The organism is Pseudothermotoga sp. U03pept (assembly GCF_051235805.1).
Classification (GTDB): domain Bacteria; phylum Thermotogota; class Thermotogae; order Thermotogales; family DSM-5069; genus Pseudothermotoga_B.
The window spans coordinates 99,388-121,426 of record NZ_JBPNXV010000001.1; the positions used below are offsets into that span (position 1 = coordinate 99,388).

Sequence of the window (22,039 nt, forward strand, 5' to 3'; positions counted from 1 at the left end):
GGGAAAGACAGATGGCGATATCTACTTTTAAGAGGAAGATAGCATCGGTCAAGGTTGGAGTGGCATCACCAGAAACGATAAGGAGTTGGTCCAGTGGTGAGGTCAAGAAACCCGAGACTATCAACTACCGATCCTTCAAACCTGAAAGAGACGGGTTGTTCTGTGAAAAGATCTTTGGACCAACGAAAGACTATGAATGTGTTTGTGGAAAGTACAAGGGCAAGAAATACGAAGGGACAGTCTGCGAAAGATGCGGCGTCAGGGTAGAATCCAAGGAATCCCGGAGAAAAAGGATGGGCCATATAGAATTGGCAGCCCCTGTGGTTCACATATGGTACTTGAAAAGTAGTCCAAGTGTGCTTTCCACCTTGTTGAACATACCAGCACGGGATCTGGAAAATATCATATATCACGGCAGTGTACGAATCATAGAGCGATCTTACATTGTGACCGATCCCAAAAAGACGCAGTTTGCTCTTGCCGATGTGCTGTATGAGACTGAGTATGGAATATACAAGAAGGTACTGGATTTTGATGCTGAGACTGCAGTTACAGTGAAAAGCCCAAAATCTCCTGTTGTTTCTGATATCGACGGTGAAGTCAAGATTAAGACTGAGAAAGGACCTACCGGCAGGGAGATAACCTGGATCATTGTCAGAGACAGCCAAAGAATACCTGTTCAGCTTCAGCCAGGCATGATTCTCTTGGTGAAAAACGATCAGACAATTACCAAGGACACACCAATAGTTGCCCAAAAACAGATTCCACCTTTCTATGCACCATTTGATGGCACAGTCGAGATAGATGAAGTTGCATCCACCATGACGATCAAACCGCTCGCTACAAGTAAGGAGCAGCCCATTACCATAACTGTTCCGTACTGTGTCAAAGTTCTTGTAAAAAGTGGCGCTAAGGTGAAGGCTGCAGATGAGCTTCTGAGCGCCGGTATGATTCAACCGATTCTCAGTCCAGCTGCAGGGAAGGTAGTCTTTGGCAAGGAATTGAACGTCAAACCGATGGAGGACGGTACCTATGAAGTGCTCTCGACTGGCACACTTTACATAGAGCAAGTTATGAACGAAAAGCTTTATCCAGTCTTCGAAGGAGCACTTGTCTATGTAAACGATGGAGACAGAGTCAAAGCAGGAGATTACCTTGCTGACAGATTCCTCTTCGAGGAAGAGGTACTCTCCTCCCGTGAATACAAAATCTTCGAAGAATATTATCCTGATCAATTTCTAGTGGAGGCAGAGGTCGAGAATGACAGACCTATAGTTGCTGTTACTGAGATTGACGAGAAAGTCTCTGAAGAGACTGGTTTAACTGTGGGATCGATTATAACAGAGAGCGAGTATGAGGCTTATAGGGAACTTTACCCAGGAAAGATTGAAGCTCATTACGGTGCGAATGCTGTTAAAAAGTTGTTGGAAAAGATCGATCTGGAAAAGGTGAAGGCGCAGATTGAATCAGAGTTGTCTCAGATTGCCAAGAGTAGTGGCAGATCGTTGAAACTTCTGAAAAGGTTGAAGATAGTAAAAGACTTAATAAAGTCCAATGCAAGACCGGAATGGATGGTTTTGGAAACTGTTCCTGTTATTCCTCCAGAACTCAGACCCATGATTCAAATAGACGGTGGAAGATTTGCGACAACCGATCTCAACGATTTGTACAGAAGAGTAATAAACAGAAACAACAGACTTAGAAGACTTCTCGAGTTAAATGCCCCAGATATCATAGTGAGAAATGAAAAAAGAATGCTACAGGAAGCTGTTGACAGTCTTATTTACAACGGCAGGATTGGTAAGGCTGTTGCTGACAGAAATGGAAGGGCACTCAAGTCCTTGACCGATCTTGTCAAGGGTAAAAAGGGAAGATTCAGAAGAAATCTGCTTGGAAAGCGTGTTGATTATTCAGGTAGAGCGGTCATAGTGGTTGGACCTGATCTGAAGATACACCAATGTGGTTTACCGAAGAAAATGGCGATGGAACTGTTCAGACCATTTGTACTTTCCAAACTTCTCGAAGAAGGTGGAGAATCAGGCAAGACAGCCCGTAAGATGAAGAAAGCGATAATCGAAAAGGAGATGCCAGAAGCTTGGGACGTGCTCGAGGAGGTCATCAAAGGGCATCCTGTTTTGCTCAACAGAGCTCCAACACTTCATAGAATGTCGATACAAGCTTTCGAACCCAAGCTCATAGAAGGCAACGCTATTCAACTACATCCATTGGTCTGCCCACCATTTAACGCTGACTTTGACGGTGACCAAATGGCAGTACATGTACCACTTTCTGCAGCCGCACAGGCTGAAGCGAAGTATTTGATGCTTTCGAGGTACAACATTATTTCGCCGGCACATGGCAAGCCGATATCGATGCCTGGTAAAGATGTAATCGTTGGAGTTTACTACCTGACGGCTGTTGGGAATGATTTTGATGAGGTCAAACCTCAGAACATAAAGTATCGGTTTGGTTCAACAGATGAGGCGATACTCGCTTACAACCTTGGTCATGTAACTCTTCACACACCAATATTGGCAAAGGTACGAATTGGCGATCGTGAAGAAAGGGTCAAAACGACCGTTGGGAGAATAATTCTCAACGAAATCATCCCACCAGATTTGAGAGATTATGGACGAATCTTTGGTAAAAAGGAAATCAAGAATGTCATTTATGACACCTTCAAACGCCATGGTATTGATGCCACAGCAGATTTGCTCGATAACATGAAGGACCTCGGTTTTCATTATGCGACGATCTCTGGTTTGACGATTTCACTGAAGGACCTCATCGTCTCGCCTAAGAAGAAACAGATAATTGAACAGGCAATGCGAAGAGTGGAATACGTGGAACAACAATGCAGTGAAGGTTTTCTGAACTCTGATGAGAGATACAAGGAGATCATAAGAATCTGGGGTAAGGCAACGGAAGATGTTCAAATTGCCACCTATAGTGCCTTGGGAGAAAATCCCTTCAACCCAGTTTTCATGATGGTCAACTCCGGAGCCAGAGGTAATATTGACCAGGTTAAACAGCTTGCTGGAATGCGTGGTCTAATGGCAGATCCATCCGGCAGAACAATTGAGATCCCGATAATTTCAAACTTCCGCGAAGGTTTGACGAGCATGGAATTTTTCATCTCAACGCATGGTGCGAGAAAAGGTGCTGCAGACACAGCATTGAGAACATCGTCTGCAGGTTATCTAACACGCAGGTTGGTCGATGTTGCGCAGAGCGTCGTCATAACGACAACAGACTGTGGCACTGAAAAAGGAATAAAGGCTATTGAATTGATCAGCGATGATTTAACGGTGCAAAAGATGAAAGACTTTCTGTTCGGTAGAGTTTTGGCAAAAGACATATTGGATCCTGTAAGTGGTGAAGTGATCAAGAACCCGGCATCGATGAAAGAATATGTTAGGAATACAATGCTTTCTGATGATGATGCTGAGTTCCTTGCAAATCTTTTCATCTCTGTACCAGTTTCTATCGAGCAGACACTCGATCTACAGAGCTTGCACATACCGCATTGCTACACGGAATTGGCTGAAGATCTGAAGGCAGAGGGAATCTACGTTGAAGCCGGCACAGAACTCACTTGGGATGTCATCAGAGTGGCAAGAAACGTGGGCAGAAAGTCGCTGAAAGTGAAGATGTATCCAGTGGTGGGTACTGTCTCGGCACAGAGTGTCTCTGACAACAAAGGAGAAAGAGAACTACTGGTCTATCAAGAGGAGATAGATGAGGCGACGGCAAAGTTGCTTGAAGAAAATGGAATAAGCCGCATCAAGGTAAGACCGAATATCTATGTCAGATCTGTGCTCACCTGTGAAGCAGAAAGAGGAGTCTGTGCGATGTGCTACGGAATGGATCTATCGAGTCACAGAGTTGTGAATGTAGGAGAAGCTGTAGGCATCATCGCAGCACAGTCAATAGGTGAGCCAGGTACACAGCTCACTATGAGGACCTTCCATACGGGTGGTATAGCAACGACAGCAGATATAACTCAGGGTTTGCCCAGAGCGGAAGAATTGTTTGAGGCAAGAAAGAAGTTGAAGGAACCAGAAGGTGTTTTCGCAATGGAAGTTGGTTTTGTAAAGGACATAAGAGATGTTGAAGGCAAACAAAAGATCTACGTTGAGGACTACCTTGGTGGTATACACGAATACGAAGTACAGGAGAAGACAAAAGTCAAGGTGAGGATTGGTCAGAAGGTACTTCCTGGCATGATGCTGACAACGGGTGCGGTAAGACTCAGAAAACTCATGGACACACTTGGTGTTGAAGCCACAGCGGTGTACTTGCTCAAAGAGACGCAGAAGGTCTATGTCGAACAAGGAGTCGAGATACACAACAAACACTTCGAGATCATAATAAAGCAGATGCTTGGAAGAGTTGAAGTAATCGATCCTGGAGATACAGATTACCTACCAGGTCAACTGTTGGTTGTATCTGAAGCCGAGAAGATAAATGAAGAAATACTCAAAGCGAATGCGAATGTTCAGAGTAACAGAAACTTTGTTCTGGGCAAAATTCTCGCCAGAAAGATTGTCGGTAAGGTAGAAGACCAAATTGAGGAAATAGCTCCAGAAGGCAGTGAGCTGACCGAAGAGATTTTGAATAAAGCTGTTGAAACTGGTGTGAAAGAGGTTTGTATATACGAGGAGGGAAAGCCAACCTTCTATCAAATAGCACCGAAAGAACCTATGAGATATCGCAGAAGACTTTTGAGAATAACCAAAGCTTCTTTGGAGCAGAAAGGTTGGCTGAGTGCTGCTTCGTTCCAGCAAACACCACAAGTGTTGACGGAGGCGGCAATCGAAGGAAGCTTAGATTTCTTAGATGGATTGAAGGAGAATGTCATTGTTGGTCAGCTCATACCTGCAGGAACTGGTCTGGAAACCTTTGCAAACATCCAGATAGAAGAGACACCAAGAGCGGCGGAAGCAGAAAAGATGGCATGAAAAAGGGGCAGAGATGCCCCTTTTTTGTTTGTCAAAAAATGTAACACCATGTCCATATCCCACTGTTCTGAAACTTGAATTTCTTGGTCGCCCTTTTCTTTACCATATCTTCGAAGTTTTCTTTTGGTGTTATCAAACAAATTCTGCAATTCTCGAATAGACAGAAGAGTCTTGAAAGATCCTTGTAGAAATGTGAATCTCCCTCTTTCAGCCTCATTCCAAAAGGTGGGTTGGTCACAACGTGAGCCTGTCCTGGTGTGAATGGGCTCAGTTTATCGAAAGATTTGCACTTGAAGATTATCTTGTCTGACACCCTTGCCCTATGTGCGTTTTCATTAGCGACTTTGAGCACTCCACAGTCCTTATCAAAACCCATCGATATAGTTGAGCTTTGAATTTTCCTCGGTCCAGTTGCTCGTTTTTGGAAATTTTGAAAGATCTGCCATTTTTCGAAGGAAAAGTTTCTGAGATTTGGTATTCTCATGGCAATTCTTGCAGCTTCAATAGGTATTGTTCCACTTCCACAGAACGGATCAATCAAGAGTGTCTTTTCGTCCCATCCACTCATGAGGATCAATGCTGCGGCGATCGTTTCTCTGAGAGGAGCTTTTGAGGTTTTTATTCTGTAACCTCGCTTGCTCAAACCTTCTCTTCCAGTTGTGTCGATCATCAAAGTCACGATGTCGTTTTTTGTGTAGATGTATATTGGATACTCAATGTCATCTGTTTCTTTCGCTGACTTTATGCTGTCGTAGATTGCTTTCTTGACAACTGAGGCAATGGCACCTGTTGCGGAGAGTTTTGAGTTTCTCACTTTGACTTTCTCAACCAAAATCCTGCCATTTCTGTGGACTATCTCTTGCCAGTCTGCGGACTTTGTACCTTCGTACAGTTCATCAAAGGTAGTGGCTTCGAAGGTTTTCATGTGAATCATGATTCTGTCGGCGCTGTACAGGGATGAATTCAGCATTGGTATATCCCACAACTGCCCGTGAAAATGTATATGCCCAGCCGTAACCTTTTCAATCTTCAAGCCAAGTCTCCTTAATTCGATGCAAACAGCCCCTTCAAGACCTGAACTGCAAAGTGCAACTAACTCCACCATCTCACCTCTTGGTCTATTCTACAGAGATTCAGCCAAGAAGCATATCACTTTCATGGAATTGTGATGAACGGCTACATTTTATGATAATAGAGTATTGCTGTAATTAAAGCAGACACAGTTCTTTAGTCTCTGTTTTAAAGGGTCAGTTGATCGAACGAAAACACAATGAAAAGCGTCAAGAAGACAAAAGGCGAGAGCTTGGATGAAACCAAACAGTGCGGTGGGTCTTGATCAGACAGGGGGTTTAAGTGTTCTGTATGCAATCTTGAAGAGGATCGAGATCAGATCAAAGTAAACTATAAGGGAACACACTTTCTTTTTGAAAGAGTACAAACGAAATTGATTCGCTTTGCTAAGAATCGTGTGATACAATCCTTTTAGGAGGTGGATCTGTTGTTGAATGAAAAGGTTGTTGAGAATTTGATAAACCACGGGGTGAGAAAGGGGGCAAACTTTGTCGAGGTCTTCGCCGAGGACAGGTTCGAGACGGCTATGTCAATGATCGACGGCAGGGTGGAGACAGCCAAAAGTGGTCGAGAGTTTGGAATAGGATTGCGAATTTTCAAAGGCTATCAGCAGGTTTACGCTTACACCAATGATCCTTCAGAAGAGCAGCTTTTCAAAATGCTTGAAAGATTGACCGATGCCCTTGATATCAATGAAGATCTTGAAAAGCCAATAGATATGTCAAGAAGCGATATCAAGAACTCTCACATAATCTTCTATTATCCACAAGAGGTTAGTAAATCGGAGAAAGCCAGAATAATGAAGTTGGCTCATGAAGGGGCAAAGGGCTATTCTAATCTCATAACACAGGTCGTTGTTAGGTACTTAGATTACGATCAAAGGGTGTTCATAGCTAATTCAGATGGGTTGATGGCAGAAGATCGCAGGGTCAGAACGAGATTGGTAGTTAACGCTGTGGCTTCAAAGGATGGAGAGCAAGAATCTGGTTTTTATGGACCTGGTGCAGCTATGGGAATTGAGTTTTTCAACTTGCTGAATCCTTTGGACATAGGTGCTGAAGCCGCGAGGATTGCCGATAGAATGGTCAGAGCCGAGTTTGCACCAGCCGGAAAGATGACAGTCGTCGTTGCAAACGAGTTCGGTGGAGTTATCTTTCATGAAGCCTGTGGTCATTCCTTAGAGGCTACCTCTGTGGCAAAGGGTGCATCTGTATTCGCTGGGAAGTTGGGTGTAAAGATCGCTGCTGACTGCGTTTCTGCAGTGGACGATGGAACGATACCCAATGCCTGGGGATCAGCCAACATAGACGACGAGGGCACACCTACTCAGAGAAATCTTTTGATAGAGAATGGCATACTGAAAACTTATCTGGTCGATCGTTTCAACTCAACCAAACTCGGCATAAAGCCAAACGGGTGTTCTCGTAGACAAAACTATAAGTTCATTCCGACTTCGAGGATGAGCAACACCTTTATCTTGCCAGGCAAATACTTGCCAGAGGAGATAATTTCTGCTACCGACTATGGGTTATATGCGAAGAAGATGGGTGGTGGATCTGTTCACCCTGCGACTGGTGAGTTCAACTTCGCCGTGGCAGAAGGATATCTCATCGAAAAAGGTAGGATAACAAAACCTGTTCGTGGAGCAACTTTGATTGGGAAGGGTTCTGAGGTGATTCAGAAGATAGACATGGTTGGAAATGATCTAGCACGCGGTCAAGGAATGTGTGGGTCTGTCTCTGGTAGTGTTCCTGCAGATGTGGGGCAGCCCACGATCAGAGTCTCTGAACTCATAGTTGGGGGGCGAAATAGATGAGAGTAGAAACCTTCAAAGACAAGGTCTTCGCCTATTCGAAGAAAAAAGGTTTTGACGATTGTGAACTGCTCTTTATGAAAATCAAGGAATTTGGTGTTACGGTGAGCAAACAGAATGTCGAAAATTATACAGATGCAGATTCTTTTGTCGTCACCTTCAAAGGTTTGAAAGACGGTAAGTCTGCTTTTTCTTCTTCGGAAGTCATTGATGAAGACGCGGTGAAATTCTTGGTAGACAGCGCATACGAGAATTTTTTAATAACAGATACTCTCGAAGAAGATTCTATCTACGATGGATCAGGAGAGTATTCACCTTCACAGAGATTTGAAGATCAGTTTGCATCGATCTCCGTGAAAGAGAAGATAAGAATGGCAAAGTTCTTAGAAGAGAAGGCACTCTCTTGTGACAAAAGAATTGCCATGGTGATCATGAGTTCTTACTCACACGAAGCTTACCAAATCACTATCTTCAACACCAAAGGAGTTGAACTCTCTGAGAGCACTGGCTTGGGTGCTTGTTTTGTCTATCTTGTGGCATCGGACGGTAATAAGCCAAAGAAAGGCTGGAAAGCCGTTTTTGGTTCAAGCCCAAACGAGATAGACTTGAACAAAGTGGCATCTGAGGCTGCAAAAGAGGCACTTTCACAACTTGGAGCTGAAAGTCTTCGCAGCGGTAAATACCGAGCAATACTGAGAAATGATGTCTTTGCAGACCTCTTTTCTGCCTTCATGCCGATTTTTTCCGCAGAAAGTGTTCAGAAAGGACTTTCTCCACTCAAGGGTAAGATCAACTCTAAGATAGCGAGTGACAAACTGACTGTCTTGGAAGATCCGCTCTTTGACAAAACACCGATAAAGAGATCTTTTGACAACGAAGGTGTACCAACCAAAAGGAAGTTGTTCATCGACCAAGGAGTTTTGACGACCTATTTTCACTCTCTCAAATCTGCGAAAAAAGACAGAGTGCAACCAACGGGAAATGTTTTCACCTTCAAGTGTGTACCATTGAACAGTATTGTCAAGCCTGGTGAGAGTAGTTTCCCAGAACTCATGAAAAAGATGGATGAAGGTGTCATAATAACTGGCCTTGATGGATTGCACTCTGGCGTCAGGACGGTCTCTGGCGAGTTTTCAGTTAGCGCAGTCGGATATTACGTACAAAGAGGTGAAGTCGTAAAACCGGTGGAACAGATAACTATTTCTGGTAATTTCATCGATTTACTCAAAAGCATAGAGGAAGTTGGAAACGATTCAGAATTGGTTTCTGGTTCTGCATACTTTCCGTCAGTTTTGCTCGACAGCATAGATGTCGCGGGTAATCTGTCTTGACAACGAACAAGAGCTGCATTTTGATCTGAAATTGATATTGACAGATTGTTGTTACTGTAGTATCATATGAAAAACATTTGTGAAGGTGATCAAATGTGACAGATCGTAATACTTGGCTCCAACCTCTAACAATTGAAATAAAGCATCCTGCGAAGTATAGCCCGGTTGATCCCCCGGGTGGTGCTTCGTTGGATGCCACCTGATTAGGGAAGAAAAAGTTGACAACCGGGCTGTGAAAAACAGCCCGGTTTTTATTTTATATGGAGGTGGTTTTGGTGAAAAGGTTTTTGGTTTTTCTAATCTTAGCGTTGGCAGGGTTGATAGTCTTTGGTTCTTTGATCGAAGAGATCCAGAAAAGGGGTGTTCTAAGGATTGGTCAAGACGAAGGCTACATGCCGCTGTATGGTACCAATGAAAAGGGAGAGCGCGTCGGGCTTGAGATCGAGCTCATCACCAAGATGGCTGAGATTCTTGGAGTAAAAGTTGAATTTGTGATCGTCAACTGGGACGGTATCATACCTGCCCTTCTCTCTGGAAAGTTTGACATGATCTTTTCCGGTATGACTATAACGCCCGAACGCGCTCTTAAGGTGAATTTTTCGCTGCCTTATCTCACAGTAGGCCAGGCTATATTGTACAACAAATCAGTCTATAAAACTCCACCGACTTACGAAGAACTTTCTCAAAAACAGATAAACATAGCCGTTCAACTCGGTACAACCGGGGAGTTCACTGCCAGAAGAATGTTTCCAAAGGCGAAGATTCTCACTTTTTCAACCATGGATGAGGCAGCCTTCCAAGTGGTCTCAAAGAGGGCAGAGATCATGGTGAATGATTCGATCTACGTTAAGTTCTTAACTCAAAAATACGATACGCTCGGAATGGTTCAAGAATTGTTGAGCCTTGAAGATCTTGGAATTGCCATAAGGAAAGGTGACCTGGAGACACTCAGATGGCTTGATACTTTTGTGCAGTGGGCAAGAACAACTGGTTTGATCGATGAACTGTACAGAAAATGGCTTGAAACTGAGTGAGGGCGTAAGCCCTCGCTCGTGGAGGTGAAACTGTGAAAAGAAAGATCTACGCGATTCTTCTAACAGCTTGCCTTCTCATTGTGATCTATTTTTCAATCGCGCAGGTTTACCCGTTCAATTGGTCCGTTGTTGTTCGATATCGTGTTGTATTTTTGAATGGATTAATAACCACGATGAGCTTGAGTGGTTTTTCGCTGCTGCTTTCCTTTTCGATAGGCATAATCTTTGCACTCATGAGAAGATCTATCGGCATCTTGAGAGAGTTTGCCTCTTTGTACGTTTTTTTCTTCAGAAATACACCTTTACTTGTTGTCATACTTCTGACTTATTATGGCCTTGGGAGTGTATTTCCTTTCGACAGATTTTGGGCAGCCGTCTTTGGCCTATCAGCTTTTGAGGGTGCATACCTTGCTGAAATCATTCGCTCTGGTCTCGATGCCGTTGACAAAGGAGAACTTGAAGCTGCCTTTGCTTTGGGTCTGACGAGATCGGAGGTTTTCATATATGTGCATTTCCCCCAAGCGATTCGAATTTCTCTACCGGCATTGATAGGACAATCGATAAGTTTGGTGAAAGACAGCTCTTTGGCATCGGTGATAGCCCTGGCAGAGCTGACCATGACTGGACGTCAAGTTGGAACACAGACACTTGCATCTTTTGAAAGTTATCTTACCATAGCGGTTTTCTACGTCGCCATAACCAGTGTTCTCTCCTTCTTAGGGCACTGGCTCGAAAGGAGGCTTGCAATACCGTGACTTTACTCAGGGTTGTTGATGTTCACAAGAAATATGGAAAAACAGAGGTTCTCAGAGGTGTTTCCTTCGAAGTATCTCAAGGGCAGATCGTGGTAATCATGGGACCATCTGGTGCTGGCAAATCAACATTACTCAGAACCATAAATTATCTGGTGCCCCCAGACAGTGGTGAGATCTTTTTCAAGGACGAGAAAATAAACAACGATTTGAATCTTCTCAGACGTGTTAGGTCTCGAATTGGTTTTGTTTTTCAGCATTTCAATTTGTTCAGTCATATGACTGCCATAGAAAATGTCATGCTCGGATTGGTGAAGGTGAAAAAGCTCTCAAGAGATGAAGCATATCAAGTTGCTATGAATGCCCTTGAGATCGTTGGATTAACTGAGAAAGTCAACAGTTATCCTTCACAACTTTCGGGTGGTCAAAAGCAAAGGGTTGCGATTGCACGTGCTTTAGCGATGAAGCCTGACCTCATACTCTTCGATGAACCAACATCGGCGCTCGATCCCACCCTTGTTGGAGAAGTTCACCAAGTCATGAAGAAATTGGCGTTGAACGGTCACACAATGATAGTCGTTACACACGAAGTCAGTTTTGCCAAGAGCGTCGCTTCGAGGATTTTGTACATGGAAGATGGGATCATTATTGAGGACTCAGATCCAGATAGTTTTTTCAGCCAACCTGTTTCTCAGAGTGCGAGAAATTTCATAGCAAGCGTTTATTCTTGAGTTCGATCAATTCTCTGGTACCTATGTTTTTGACATTGAGTACTTTACACCGTTCGAGCAGCTCAGGAAGCTTTTCTTTTTCTGCAAGGAGTGAGGTTTTTCCATTCAAGGTAGAAAGAACACAACTATCAGAAGGGAAGACACCTTCCACCTGGACGATGTAAAACCTTCCTGTGGGCAATTCGTTCACAAGCCCACTGAAGGCGACCTTGCCTTCATCCAAAATCACCACATAATCTGCCAATGTGGTTACTTCGACTTCGTCGTGGGTACTGAGCAGTATCGTGGTGCCTTTCTTTTTCATTTCCAAAAGCAACTGCCACAAAGATTGCGTCGATTCTTGGTCAAGCCCATTCGTGGGTTCATCGAGAATGACCAATTGTGGCTCACTCATCAGAGCGATTGCAATCACGAGTCTTTGTAGCAGACCCTTTGAAAAGGTCTTAACGGGTTGGTCTGTGATGGGTATGCCAAATCTCTCCATGATTTGATCCGGCCTAACCTTTATTTTCCTTATATTCGCGAAGTGCTTTATATTTTCCCAAGCACTGAGCTCCCCTATTAATGAAGGTTTCTCTGGTACAAAACTCAGAATCTTTCTGATCTTGTTCGGCTCTTTCACCAAGTCTACATCGTCTATCTTCACAGACCCTGTCTGTGGCTTAACAACTGTGGCAAAGATTCTGAGCAGAGTAGTTTTACCAACCGCGTTGCGACCCAAAAACGCGATGCATTTTTCTTGAGATTCGAAGGTTACATCCTCAAGAACCTTCTTACCACAAAATGATTTACTGACCTTTGAACAACTTATTTTCATCTTTACACAATCCTTATCGGCATTACTATGTACAGATAACCTTCTACGTTCAGAGGGTTTATCTGCAGAGGGCTTGTACTGTCCACAAAGTTGAATTCAACTTCATCTGTGTGAATGTGTCTTAAGGCTTCCAAGAGAAAGGTTGGATTGAATGCGGCGACGATATCCTCGCCTTCTTTTCTCACAAAGATTTCTTCGTTCACTTCACCTGAGTCAGGACTCCTGCTGCTCAAAGACAGAACTTCTTCATTGATTTCCAATTTTGCCGATTCGCTTCCTCTCTTTGCTATGACCATAGTTCTCCTGAGAGCCTCGAGTAAGTCATTTTTCGAAAGTATCACTTTGCTCTTAAAGGCTTTGGGCAAGACCTTCTTGTAGTCAGGAAAGTCTATTTCCACAACTCTCATAACAGTTTCGATATTCGAAGTGCTCAGAGATAACCTTTTTCCGTCGTAACGAATCGTAACGGTAGATTGGGAACAGTTCTGTAAGATGCTCTGCAGCTCTTTCATGCTCTTCAAAGATATCAGGAAGTTTGACTCACTCTGTGTTGCAAGTCTTTCCTCAGCTAAAGCCAGGCGGAAACCATCGGAAGCAACGAGTCTCAAGAAGCCGTTGCCGATCTCCCAAAAGACACCGTTCAGATTTCTCATGAACTCGTCCTTTGCGGCGCAAAAGATCACTCTCTCTATCATTTCACTGATTGTTTTGGCTTCAACGGCAAGTGAATAACCCTCCGCTGGGAGTGTAACCTGGGGGAACTCACTTGGATCCATCGTTGGAACCCTAAATCTACTGCGACCAGATTCCACACTCAGCAAACCCGAAGAGAAGCTCAGTTGGACCTTTCCTTCGTTGGGTAAAGTTCTCACAATTTCATAGAGTATCTTTGCGTCAACGGCGAATTTGCCGAATTCCTCTGTCTCACAATCTAAGGCGGCTTTGACTCCTGTTTCCAGATCAGTTGCGTGAAGGTATGTTCCTTCTTGTGAAAGGTCAAAAAGAATGCATTCCATTATGGGCTTGATCGTCTTGGAAGGCACCGTTTTTGAAACAATCGAGATCTTATTGGAAAGTTCACTTGCCTCTACGGTGATTTTCATCGCTATCCCTCCTGAGAATCAATATACATTATGTCATATGGGCGATATCCATACGACTCTATAAGTCTAACAACTTTTTCTTCAAGCCATGGTCTGTCAAAAAGATTTATGTAGATCTTTTCGAGTATCAACTCTTTCACAGTATATATATTATCAAATTTCGACAGAGTCCCGAAAAATGAAAATGGATTTGCCAAACAAAACTTCACCGAACTGAACTTTCTCGCCGTCTCTTCTACGAGCACACCTGGGACAAAGATCCATTCGTATTCTTCTTTTTCATGGGCGCTGTAGTTGAGCAACGAATCACCCATCTTTACAACAGAACCATCAGATTTCAGCCCACAAACCATTTCACAGTCTTTGAAGGTCTCCCTCACATCTTCAGGAGCAAGCGAGAGTCTCACAGCTTGAAAGACACGTTCTATCGATCTTGTGAGCTCTCTTTCACCCATTTGTGGATCTGAACCTATCACGAAGATTAAGCGAGCTTTCTCTGTAAATCCTGCGTGTACAACTCTATCCAAAGCTCCATCAACTATGAGTGTCTCGAAGTCATCTCTTCTTGAGACAATCTCAATCGCTTTTGGTGTTGCTCCGGCAACTATGACGCGTGAAGGTAACAACGATCTTGCTAAGAGTATTGTCCCTGCTAATGGATTTTCATCGATTATTTCCATGATTGAAAAGTGTGAGCCATTTAGAAATTTTTCACAAGTGAGAACAAAATCGTTTTCTTTGAGCTCGATATATGGCTTAGGCGAGCCAGTTATGTTGTCGAACTCTTCACCATCAAAACCGATACTTGCAACACAGATATTATTTGTTGTCTGTATGAGATGTTTTACAACTGTTGTCTTTCCCACATTCTTGGCATTGCCCACAACGTAGATTACCTTTGCCAATCTCGTGACCTCCGAATTCTCTCTGAATCTTCTGGAATCAGATATTTTCGCTTTCCAGTCAACAGTGATGCTATTCCATCTGTACTCTTTCTTTCATCTTCGATATAGTCCTCTTGGCACTCGCTTCTATAATCGCGAGGTTCATGATAGACGAAGATGCCTCCTTCGTAGTTTCTGACTACCACTTTACCTTCACCCATTGAGATGAGATATTGCGGTTCTATGGGTATCTTTCCTCCGCCTCCAGGGGCATCTATTACATAGGTCGGTACCGCAAAACCAGAGGTATGACCTCTCAAATACTCGATTATTTCTATACCTTTTGCGACAGTTGTCCTGAAATGAGACAAGCCTCGTGACAGATCACATTGGTATATGTAATAAGGTCGGACTCTGTTTTTGACCAGCTCGTGCACGAGTTTCTTCATCGTCTGTGGACAGTCGTTCACACCTCGAAGCAGAACACTTTGATTGCCCAGTGGGATCCCTGCATCTGCCAGCATCGTAAGAGCTTTTCTGGACGCGTCGGTGAATTCTTTGGGATGGTTGAAATGAGTGTTCAACCAGATGGGATGATATTTCTTCAGCATGTTCACGAGTTCCTCTGTGATTCTCATTGGCAGGACAACAGGAGTACGAGTTCCTATTCTTATGATCTCCACATGTTCTATCTCTCGAATCTTTGAGATGACACTTTCGAGTCTCTCTGTTGAGAGAGTCAGTGGATCTCCTCCAGACAAGAGTACATCCCTTATCTTCTTGTGAGACTTGATGTACTCAACAGCCTTATCGAGATATTCATCGGGAAGTGGGGCATCGGTCTCGCCTGCAAATCTTCTTCTAGTACAATGTCTACAATACATGGCGCACTGATCGGTCAACAGCAAAAGCACACGGTCTGGATATCTGTGAGTGAGCCCTTTTACCGGCGAGTCGATGTCTTCATGAAGTGGGTCGGACATTTCTTCACTCGATATGTTCAACTCCTTAGCAGTTGGAATAGCCTGCATGCGAACAGGACATTTAGGGTTTTCTGAGTCCATTAAGGTCGCGTAGTACGGCGTTATCGCCATCCTCAGGAATTTCAGAGAATGTCTCACGCCTTCTCGTTCTTGTTCGGTTAGATTGACTACCCTTTGAAGCGTGTCGAGATCCATTATCCTGTTTCTCAGTTGCCAATGCCAATCGTTCCACTCTGCTTCTGATACGTCTTTCCAAATCGGGATTTCTCTGAAATCTCTCATTTCGCTCATGCCTCCTTACAGCACTCTCTCGCCTCTGAGCATTCTCTCTATCTCGCCTTTTCCAATCAGAGCAACCTTGGTCACAAAGGTTTTCGCACGAATTTCTTCGGCAAAATCTCTCACAGCCTGTGGTATTTCGCCGTTGGTTATGATGCCAATTTTGTCCACTCCATAGATAGCTGCTGCTATAAGGGCTTCTTCGATCGCTTTTGGTGAAATCGAGTTTGTGTAGTATTTCGCTTGTAAGACGAAGGTGTTCCTCCTGTCTTTGATGATCAAATCTGCCCCAAAATCATGAGAACCCTTCGTAACAATCGCTTTGTAGCCAAGGCTGTTGAAAAGTTCCGCTGAGAACTTCTCAAACGCCCAGCCATTTTTAAAACCTTTGCGCCATTCCTCTCTCAGCTTTGTGAGCTTTGGTGATTTTCTTCTGAAGACTAATGCCAGAAACAACAACAGTGTCAACAAGATCAATGAAAGGAAGATGATCGTCATATGGACTCCTGCACAGTGAACCTTATTCTGTGAGTTCTGTGAGTTTTTGAGAGCATATGCAACGCCTTTCTCGTGTGTGGTGTGATTTGGTTGTAGTATATCTTCACTTGGTTTATGTTAGACAAGAGTGCTGCCAACGTTGCTTTTCTCAGTTCGTCAAATGTTAGTGTATTCTCGTTCACGAGGACTACTTGTTTTTGAAGCGTCTTTTTGTAAGTTGCTATCCAGCTTCCACCATAATGAAAATGCGAGGTGCAACTCCAGCCTGCTTGTTGAAGCGATTTCTGCACCCTTGCTTTCAGAGTCTTTCGCCTTTGTATCGCTTCTTTCCATATTTTGCGAAACAATAGAGCAAGCACTATGAAAACTGTCACTTTTATGAAAAACAACCACATCACTCCATTACCATTACACATTGTACAATGTGTAATGATAAAATTCCATTGGAGGTGCGATGACTGCAGAGATCTACTTTCATAATCTTGCTCCTGACAATAACAAGTAGTGTCTTACTTCTTTTAATCACGCTTTTGGCACTAACCAAGATCTCAGTTGAATTTCTCTACAACAAAGTCGAGAAGAATCCTTATTGCCTTCTGGTAGTGGGGACCGATGCTGTCATAGAGAAGACAGTTAGGACCGATGCCATCATGATATTAGTTGTTGATCACGAGCACGGAAGAGTTCTGGTGAGCAATGTTCCCAGAGATCTGCTCATAGGTAAGAGCAAGATAAACTCGGTGTATGAAAAATCTGGTATAAGCGGTTTGCAAGGAACACTCAGTGAACTCTTAGGTATTGAGTTCGACGGGTACGCAATTGTGAATTACGAGGTCTTTAAGTATCTTGGAGATAGACTTGGTCCAATTGAAATACAGATTAGAGAGCCGATGAAGTACACAGACACCGTTCAAAATCTCTATATAGACTTTCAACCCGGTATCTACCAGATGAAGGGAGATCAGTTACTCGCCTACATAAGGTATCGCCGTGAGGCAATGGGTGATCTTGCAAGAATAGAAAGGCAAAAAGAAGTTCTCATAAAACTGATGGACAAAGCAAGAAGCCTCGATGTCTTTCAAGTTGCGTCTATCTTCTCGAATGTTCGTAAGAACCTCTCTATGAATCTCAATTTGGGTGAGGTAATCTATATCTTTCTAAGGCTGAAGAGAAACCTCAACATGGGTTTTGTCACATTTCCATACATGTTGAACAAAGATGGAGATGTGGTTGTCGACAGCCAAAAGATAGGTGATTACAAGAAGATCTTGTCATCTGTTACAACAACAGAGCTCAAAACACCGCCGAAGATTCTCTTGATAAACTGTTCAGAAGACAAATCGAGGGGATTTCTCGCTCGTTCACAGGATTTGTGGTCTTCTACGGCAGGTTTCTTACCGAATCAAATTGTGTGGGAAGAAGTTGGAGTAAAGTATACGAGCAACACCGTTTTGATTCTTGACAGGACAAAACAGGAAGAACTGAAGTCAATTCTGAAAAAAGTCTATCCTAATCTCGAGTTTGTGATGAAGTTTACCTCTGACAAAGGTGTTTTCAACGAGTATCTCGATTTGATCAAGAAGATGTCTGAAAACAGAATTTACCCGACCTTCCCGTACGACGCTGTTGTGATGGTGACGAAGTGATGAAAGAGGCTCAGTCGTGGAATCTTTCACCGGAGCAAGCCATAGCCGAACAACTGAGAATTAGAGAATTGCTCAGGCATGAACCGGTGACACAGGTGAATTTGGTGGCAGGTGTAGATCTGTCCTTTCCCACACCCGAGAGCGGGAACGCCGTTGTTGTGGTGATTGATATAAAGACTCTACAAATGGTAGAGTATGTGAAAGAGTCTTGTCCTGTTACTTTCCCATACATTCCGGGTTTGCTCGCTTTCAGGGAAGGTCCTGTTTTCCTCAAGGCATGGGAAAAACTTCGTTCGAAGCCAGATGTGGTGATGTTCGATGGGCAGGGAATAGCCCATCCAAGGCGTATGGGCATAGCAGCGCACATGGGGATTATATTGCAAATTCCAACAATAGGAGTTGCAAAGTCTCATCTCTATGGGAAGTACAGAGAACCATCAAATGAAAAAGGTAGTTACGAATATCTTTACGCCGATAATGGTGAGATCATAGGAGCTGTGCTCAGAACTAAGATTAACACCAAACCTCTTTTCATCTCACCAGGCCACAAATGTGATCTTCAATCTTCGATTGATCTCGTGCTGAAGTGTTGTACTTCCTATAGACTGCCAGAACCTACCAGAATGGCGCACCTACTGTCTGAGAAGTCTAAGGACAAAAATGATAAACTCTTTTCTTAGGAGGTGTTTAAGATGTGGCAATACTTCATGCCAACGAAGGTTTTGTTTTCCCAAAAAGTTGTTGAGCAGAGCAAGGAGTTGCTTAGAACTTTTGGGAAAAACGCGTTGATCGTGACTGGGAAAACCTCATCAAGACTTAACGGTTCCTTGAACGACGTTGAAAACGCCCTGAACTCAATCGATATTGAGTATCATACCTACGACAAAATAGAGGAAAATCCTACCTTTGAACAGATTCGTACTGCAGTTGGTGAGTGCAAAGATCAGAGTTTTGACTTTGTCATAGGTGTTGGTGGAGGGAGCCCCTTGGATTCTGCAAAAGCAATAGCGGTTCTGTTGAAAAATCCCTCTCTTGGTGTTGAGGATCTGTACGACGCCAGTAAATACAATTCATCCCTTCCAATAATCGCTGTTCCAACTACCTCAGGCACTGGCAGTGAAGTGACTCAATACTCGGTACTCACAGACGATATGGGTTTCAAAAGAGGGTTTTCACACGAGAAGATCTTCCCAGCTCTGGCACTGATCGATCCAACTTACACGTTGAGCATGGGCACTTCTTTGACGAGATCTACAGGACTTGATGCTCTGTGTCATGCCGTTGAAGGATTTTTGTCCAAGAGAGCGACTCTGATCTCAGATCTTTATGCAATAGAGGCAATGAGGTTGATAAGGGATAACTTGCCTGTGGTGCTGAAAGAACCTGACAACTACAAGGCAAGAGAGGCAATGGCTTATGCGTCATCTTTGGCGGGGATGGTGATAAGCCAGACGAGCACGACTCTTGCACACGTACTGGGATATCCTCTGAGTACCTTCAAGGGAATAAGACATGGTGATGCAACAGCTGCCTTTCTTGGCGCGATTGTGAGCGGTGCACAAAGTGAAGTTCCTGAGAAAGTCGATTTGGTGAGAAAAATCTTTGGCAAAATCGATGAGTTCATTGCATCGGCTGGACTGTCAATAAAGGTTCAGATAACAGATGATGAACTCGAACGATGGATAAAGAGGGCTATCTCTGCCAATCACATGCGTTGGACAAGAGGTAAATTCACTGAAGATCTCATCAGAGAGTTGTACGAAGGGGTGAGAGCAAATTAACGCACGCGTTGTTCTAAAGGCGGTTAAGAGAGATTATCATCCATGGATATACAGCACTGAGATATCGAAAATAGATGGAGAGTTCGAAGAAGGGCAGATCGTAGACGTCTTTCTCAACAACGGTAGGTTTTTTGGTCGCGGTTATATAAACACAAAATCGAAGATAGCCGTTCGACTTTTGACGACGTTGCCTAAGACAGTTGAACAGATTGTTGAAGAGAGAGTAGAAGATGCGATAAGAAAACGTGATCACATCTTAAGAAAGGAACAAGCGTGCAGATTGATCTTCAGCGAGTCAGACTGGCTTGCAGGCTTGATCGTAGACAAATATGGTTCTTATATAGTCATTCAGGTCAACACCCTCGGCATGGAGAGACTCAAAGAACTGATTGTGAGGAAGTTGATCGAGAAACTCGAAATTCTTGGTGTTTACGAGAAGTCTGATTCTTCGGTTCGTAGCAAAGAGGGTCTATCGACAAGTTGTGGATGGTTGTACGGATCTGGACCAGAAGTGATCTTTTATCAGTCTGAGGATCTGATGCTTGCTGCAGATTTGAGAGGTCAAAAGACAGGTGCTTTCCTCGATCAAAGATTCAGCGCAAGGGCACTTGAACCTTACGCAGATGGTAGGGTTTGTTTAGACGTTTTTTCTTACACGGGCAATTTCTCTTTACACTTGCTCAAGTACGGTGCAAAACACGTCAGATTGATCGATTACTCACAGAGATCTTTACAGATTGCCGAGCAGTTGTTGAAGATGAATGGTTTTGAGGGAAGGTATGAACTGATCAATGAGAATGCCTTCGACTGGCTCAAAAGAGAGTCTGCCTCACAAGAAAGGTATGATCTAATCGTACTCGATCCTCCTTCTTTTGCAAAATCCTCAGCTTCAAAACCTTCGGCACAACGTGGTCATAAAGAAATAAATCTGCGTGCGATGAAACTTCTGAAAAAGCCAGGAATCTTGGTAAGTTCTTGCTGTACTCAAGTACTTTCCGAAGCAGATTTCGAACAAGTTTTACAAGATTCTGCCCAGGACTGTAAAGTTGAGGCTGGTATACTCTATCGAGGATCGCAACCAGCGGATCATCCTGTTTTACTCGGTGTTCCTGAAACGAGATACTTGAAATTTCACATAATGTCTATCTGGAGGCGAGATCAATGAATCTTTCGAACAGGGCAAAACAAGCTCCTGCAAGCCCCATCAGAAGACTGATACCCTTTGCAGAAGAAGCTGCAAAGAGGGGCAAAAAGATCTACTATCTGAACATAGGGCAACCCGATATTCCAACCCCTCCTGTCTATTTTCAGTACGCAGAGATGTACAAGCCCAAAGTAGTGGCTTACACACATTCAGCAGGACTGCTTGAGCTTCGCGAGGCTTTTGTGACATATTACAAAAACTTCGAACTACAGCTTTCACCTTCAGAGATCATCGTCACCAATGGTGGAAGCGAGGCAGTACTCTTTGCGATGGCAGTTGTTGCAGATCCAGACGACGAGATACTCGTTTTGGAACCCTTCTATGCCAATTATGCCGGTTTTGCTGCTCAACTTGGTATTAAGCTTGTGCCTGTTAGAACCTATCCAGAGAACGGTTATGTTGTGCCAGAAAAAGAAGCCTTTCTCGAAAAGATTGGTCCAAGGACTAAGGCTGTGATTTTCTCTAATCCGTGCAATCCAACCGGTGCGGTTTACGACTATCAGCAACTTGAGACAATCGCCAATGTTGCCCTTGAAAAAAATCTGTTCGTGATATCTGACGAAGTGTACAGAGAGTTCACATTTGATGGGTACAAGGCTATATCGATGATGACTTTCGATAAGATACTAGACCGTACCATTGTGGTAGATAGCATTTCGAAAAGATATAGTGCGTGTGGAGCAAGAATCGGGACCTTTGTAACGAAAAACAAAGAACTTTACCAAGCTGGTTTGAAATTAGCCCAAGCAAGACTGTGTCCTTCTATGACATCTCAGTATGCGACGATTGGTCTTCTGACACTCGGCGATGATTACACAGAACAAATTAGAAAAGAATACCAACAGAGAAGAGATGCTGTCTATGAGGAACTTAAAAAGATCGATCAAGCTGTTTTCAAAAAACCCCACGGAGCCTTCTATGTTTCTGTGAAACTGCCGATAGACAGTTCAGAAAACTTTGTGAAGTTCATGCTCTCTGAGTTCGATGTTGATGGTAAGACAACGATGGTCTCTCCACTCGACGGGTTTTATGTCACACCGGGGGCAGGACTGAATGAGATAAGGATCGCCTATGTCTTGAATCAAGACAGTCTTCGTGATGCCGTGAAGATACTCGCTCAAGGCCTAAAAGCATATGTAGAGAAGAGATAA

General features: G+C 43.6%; 18 protein-coding genes. 11 read left to right on the forward strand and 7 right to left on the reverse strand.

Going from position 1 to position 22,039, the window contains the following annotated elements; translation table 11 throughout:
• Nucleotides 1–11 precede the first annotated feature (11 nt).
• Nucleotides 12–4,961 carry a DNA-directed RNA polymerase subunit beta' gene (locus ACSFC1_RS00555; RefSeq protein WP_435564191.1) on the forward strand — a complete coding sequence of 1,650 codons (4,950 nt, stop codon included), beginning with the start codon at nucleotides 12–14 and terminating at the stop codon, nucleotides 4,959–4,961.
• Nucleotides 4,962–4,992: 31 nt separating this feature from the next.
• Here the strand turns inward: ACSFC1_RS00555 and ACSFC1_RS00560 are convergent, their stop codons facing one another.
• The gene (locus ACSFC1_RS00560) at nucleotides 4,993–6,066 is read right to left on the reverse strand and encodes a THUMP domain-containing class I SAM-dependent RNA methyltransferase (protein ID WP_435564192.1); all 1,074 of its coding nucleotides are present in this window, start codon (nucleotides 6,064–6,066) and stop codon (nucleotides 4,993–4,995) included.
• A gap of 393 nt (nucleotides 6,067–6,459) precedes the next feature.
• On the opposite strand from ACSFC1_RS00560, the gene ACSFC1_RS00565 reads away from it, so the two are divergent.
• The 5 genes from ACSFC1_RS00565 to ACSFC1_RS00585 all read left to right on the forward strand — a co-directional run bounded on the left by ACSFC1_RS00565 (nucleotide 6,460) and on the right by ACSFC1_RS00585 (nucleotide 11,693).
• Nucleotides 6,460–7,848, forward strand: coding sequence for a TldD/PmbA family protein (locus tag ACSFC1_RS00565; RefSeq protein ID WP_435564193.1), 1,389 nt, complete (start codon nucleotides 6,460–6,462; stop codon nucleotides 7,846–7,848).
• Nucleotides 7,845–9,176, forward strand: a complete 1,332-nt coding sequence (locus ACSFC1_RS00570) for a TldD/PmbA family protein (protein ID WP_435564194.1) — start codon at nucleotides 7,845–7,847, stop codon at nucleotides 9,174–9,176. The genes ACSFC1_RS00565 and ACSFC1_RS00570 overlap by 4 nt, the downstream gene beginning before the upstream one ends.
• Nucleotides 9,177–9,451: 275 nt before the next feature.
• Nucleotides 9,452–10,210 carry a transporter substrate-binding domain-containing protein gene (locus ACSFC1_RS00575; RefSeq protein WP_435564195.1) on the forward strand — a complete coding sequence of 253 codons (759 nt, stop codon included), beginning with the start codon at nucleotides 9,452–9,454 and terminating at the stop codon, nucleotides 10,208–10,210.
• A gap of 32 nt (nucleotides 10,211–10,242) precedes the next feature.
• Nucleotides 10,243–10,965, forward strand: coding sequence for an amino acid ABC transporter permease (locus ACSFC1_RS00580; RefSeq protein ID WP_435564196.1), 723 nt, complete (start codon nucleotides 10,243–10,245; stop codon nucleotides 10,963–10,965).
• A complete protein-coding gene (locus tag ACSFC1_RS00585; RefSeq protein ID WP_435564197.1) occupies nucleotides 10,962–11,693 on the forward strand; it encodes an amino acid ABC transporter ATP-binding protein in 732 nt (243 codons plus the stop codon). Before ACSFC1_RS00580 ends, ACSFC1_RS00585 begins: the two co-directional genes overlap by 4 nt.
• Here ACSFC1_RS00585 and ACSFC1_RS00590 read toward each other — a convergent pair.
• From ACSFC1_RS00590 to ACSFC1_RS00615, 6 genes are read right to left on the reverse strand one after another with little or no spacing between them, the layout of a single operon-like run.
• Nucleotides 11,671–12,510, reverse strand: a complete 840-nt coding sequence (locus ACSFC1_RS00590; RefSeq protein WP_435564198.1) for an ABC transporter ATP-binding protein — start codon at nucleotides 12,508–12,510, stop codon at nucleotides 11,671–11,673. The genes ACSFC1_RS00585 and ACSFC1_RS00590 overlap by 23 nt on opposite strands.
• 2 nt (nucleotides 12,511–12,512) lie before the next feature.
• Nucleotides 12,513–13,613 carry a DNA polymerase III subunit beta gene (gene dnaN / locus ACSFC1_RS00595; protein WP_435564199.1) on the reverse strand — a complete coding sequence of 367 codons (1,101 nt, stop codon included), beginning with the start codon at nucleotides 13,611–13,613 and terminating at the stop codon, nucleotides 12,513–12,515.
• Nucleotides 13,614–13,615: 2 nt separating this feature from the next.
• Nucleotides 13,616–14,518: a hypothetical protein gene (locus ACSFC1_RS00600; RefSeq protein WP_435564200.1), complete on the reverse strand. Its 903-nt coding sequence runs from the start codon at nucleotides 14,516–14,518 to the stop codon at nucleotides 13,616–13,618.
• Nucleotides 14,506–15,771, reverse strand: a complete 1,266-nt coding sequence (gene ablA / locus ACSFC1_RS00605) for a lysine 2,3-aminomutase (protein ID WP_435564201.1) — start codon at nucleotides 15,769–15,771, stop codon at nucleotides 14,506–14,508. The genes ACSFC1_RS00600 and ablA overlap by 13 nt, the downstream gene beginning before the upstream one ends.
• 6 nt (nucleotides 15,772–15,777) lie before the next feature.
• Complete coding sequence (locus ACSFC1_RS00610; RefSeq protein ID WP_435564202.1) at nucleotides 15,778–16,257, reverse strand: restriction endonuclease; 480 nt, start codon at nucleotides 16,255–16,257, stop codon at nucleotides 15,778–15,780.
• Nucleotides 16,254–16,646 (reverse strand): hypothetical protein, encoded by a 393-nt coding sequence (locus tag ACSFC1_RS00615; RefSeq protein WP_435564203.1) that lies wholly within the window; start codon nucleotides 16,644–16,646, stop codon nucleotides 16,254–16,256. The genes ACSFC1_RS00610 and ACSFC1_RS00615 overlap by 4 nt, the downstream gene beginning before the upstream one ends.
• A 93-nt stretch (nucleotides 16,647–16,739) precedes the next feature.
• Here ACSFC1_RS00615 and ACSFC1_RS00620 point away from each other — a divergent pair, with 93 nt between their 5' ends.
• From ACSFC1_RS00620 to ACSFC1_RS00640, 5 genes are read left to right on the forward strand one after another with little or no spacing between them, the layout of a single operon-like run.
• The gene (locus ACSFC1_RS00620) at nucleotides 16,740–17,903 is read left to right on the forward strand and encodes an LCP family protein (RefSeq protein WP_435564204.1); all 1,164 of its coding nucleotides are present in this window, start codon (nucleotides 16,740–16,742) and stop codon (nucleotides 17,901–17,903) included.
• Nucleotides 17,903–18,583 (forward strand): endonuclease V, encoded by a 681-nt coding sequence (gene nfi, locus ACSFC1_RS00625; RefSeq protein ID WP_435564205.1) that lies wholly within the window; start codon nucleotides 17,903–17,905, stop codon nucleotides 18,581–18,583. Before ACSFC1_RS00620 ends, nfi begins: the two co-directional genes overlap by 1 nt.
• Before the next feature lie 12 nt (nucleotides 18,584–18,595).
• Nucleotides 18,596–19,684, forward strand: a complete 1,089-nt coding sequence (locus ACSFC1_RS00630; protein WP_435564206.1) for an iron-containing alcohol dehydrogenase family protein — start codon at nucleotides 18,596–18,598, stop codon at nucleotides 19,682–19,684.
• 46 nt (nucleotides 19,685–19,730) lie between these two features.
• Nucleotides 19,731–20,849, forward strand: a complete 1,119-nt coding sequence (locus ACSFC1_RS00635) for a class I SAM-dependent rRNA methyltransferase (RefSeq protein ID WP_435565955.1) — start codon at nucleotides 19,731–19,733, stop codon at nucleotides 20,847–20,849.
• Nucleotides 20,846–22,039 (forward strand): pyridoxal phosphate-dependent aminotransferase, encoded by a 1,194-nt coding sequence (locus ACSFC1_RS00640; RefSeq protein WP_435564207.1) that lies wholly within the window; start codon nucleotides 20,846–20,848, stop codon nucleotides 22,037–22,039. The genes ACSFC1_RS00635 and ACSFC1_RS00640 overlap by 4 nt, the downstream gene beginning before the upstream one ends.

Bases quoted from the DNA above. Each gene is read 5' to 3' on its own strand.
- ACSFC1_RS00555 (WP_435564191.1), top strand. From the start codon at position 12: ATGGCGATATCTACTTTTAAGAGGAAGATAGCATCGGTCAAGGTTGGA.
- ACSFC1_RS00560 (WP_435564192.1), bottom strand. From the start codon at position 6,066: ATGGTGGAGTTAGTTGCACTTTGCAGTTCAGGTCTTGAAGGGGCTGTT.
- ACSFC1_RS00570 (WP_435564194.1), top strand. From the start codon at position 7,845: ATGAGAGTAGAAACCTTCAAAGACAAGGTCTTCGCCTATTCGAAGAAA.
- ACSFC1_RS00590 (WP_435564198.1), bottom strand. From the start codon at position 12,510: ATGAAAATAAGTTGTTCAAAGGTCAGTAAATCATTTTGTGGTAAGAAG.
- dnaN (WP_435564199.1), bottom strand. From the start codon at position 13,613: ATGAAAATCACCGTAGAGGCAAGTGAACTTTCCAATAAGATCTCGATT.
- ablA (WP_435564201.1), bottom strand. From the start codon at position 15,771: ATGAGCGAAATGAGAGATTTCAGAGAAATCCCGATTTGGAAAGACGTA.
- ACSFC1_RS00610 (WP_435564202.1), bottom strand. From the start codon at position 16,257: ATGACGATCATCTTCCTTTCATTGATCTTGTTGACACTGTTGTTGTTT.
- nfi (WP_435564205.1), top strand. From the start codon at position 17,903: ATGAAAGAGGCTCAGTCGTGGAATCTTTCACCGGAGCAAGCCATAGCC.
- ACSFC1_RS00630 (WP_435564206.1), top strand. From the start codon at position 18,596: ATGTGGCAATACTTCATGCCAACGAAGGTTTTGTTTTCCCAAAAAGTT.
- ACSFC1_RS00640 (WP_435564207.1), top strand. From the start codon at position 20,846: ATGAATCTTTCGAACAGGGCAAAACAAGCTCCTGCAAGCCCCATCAGA.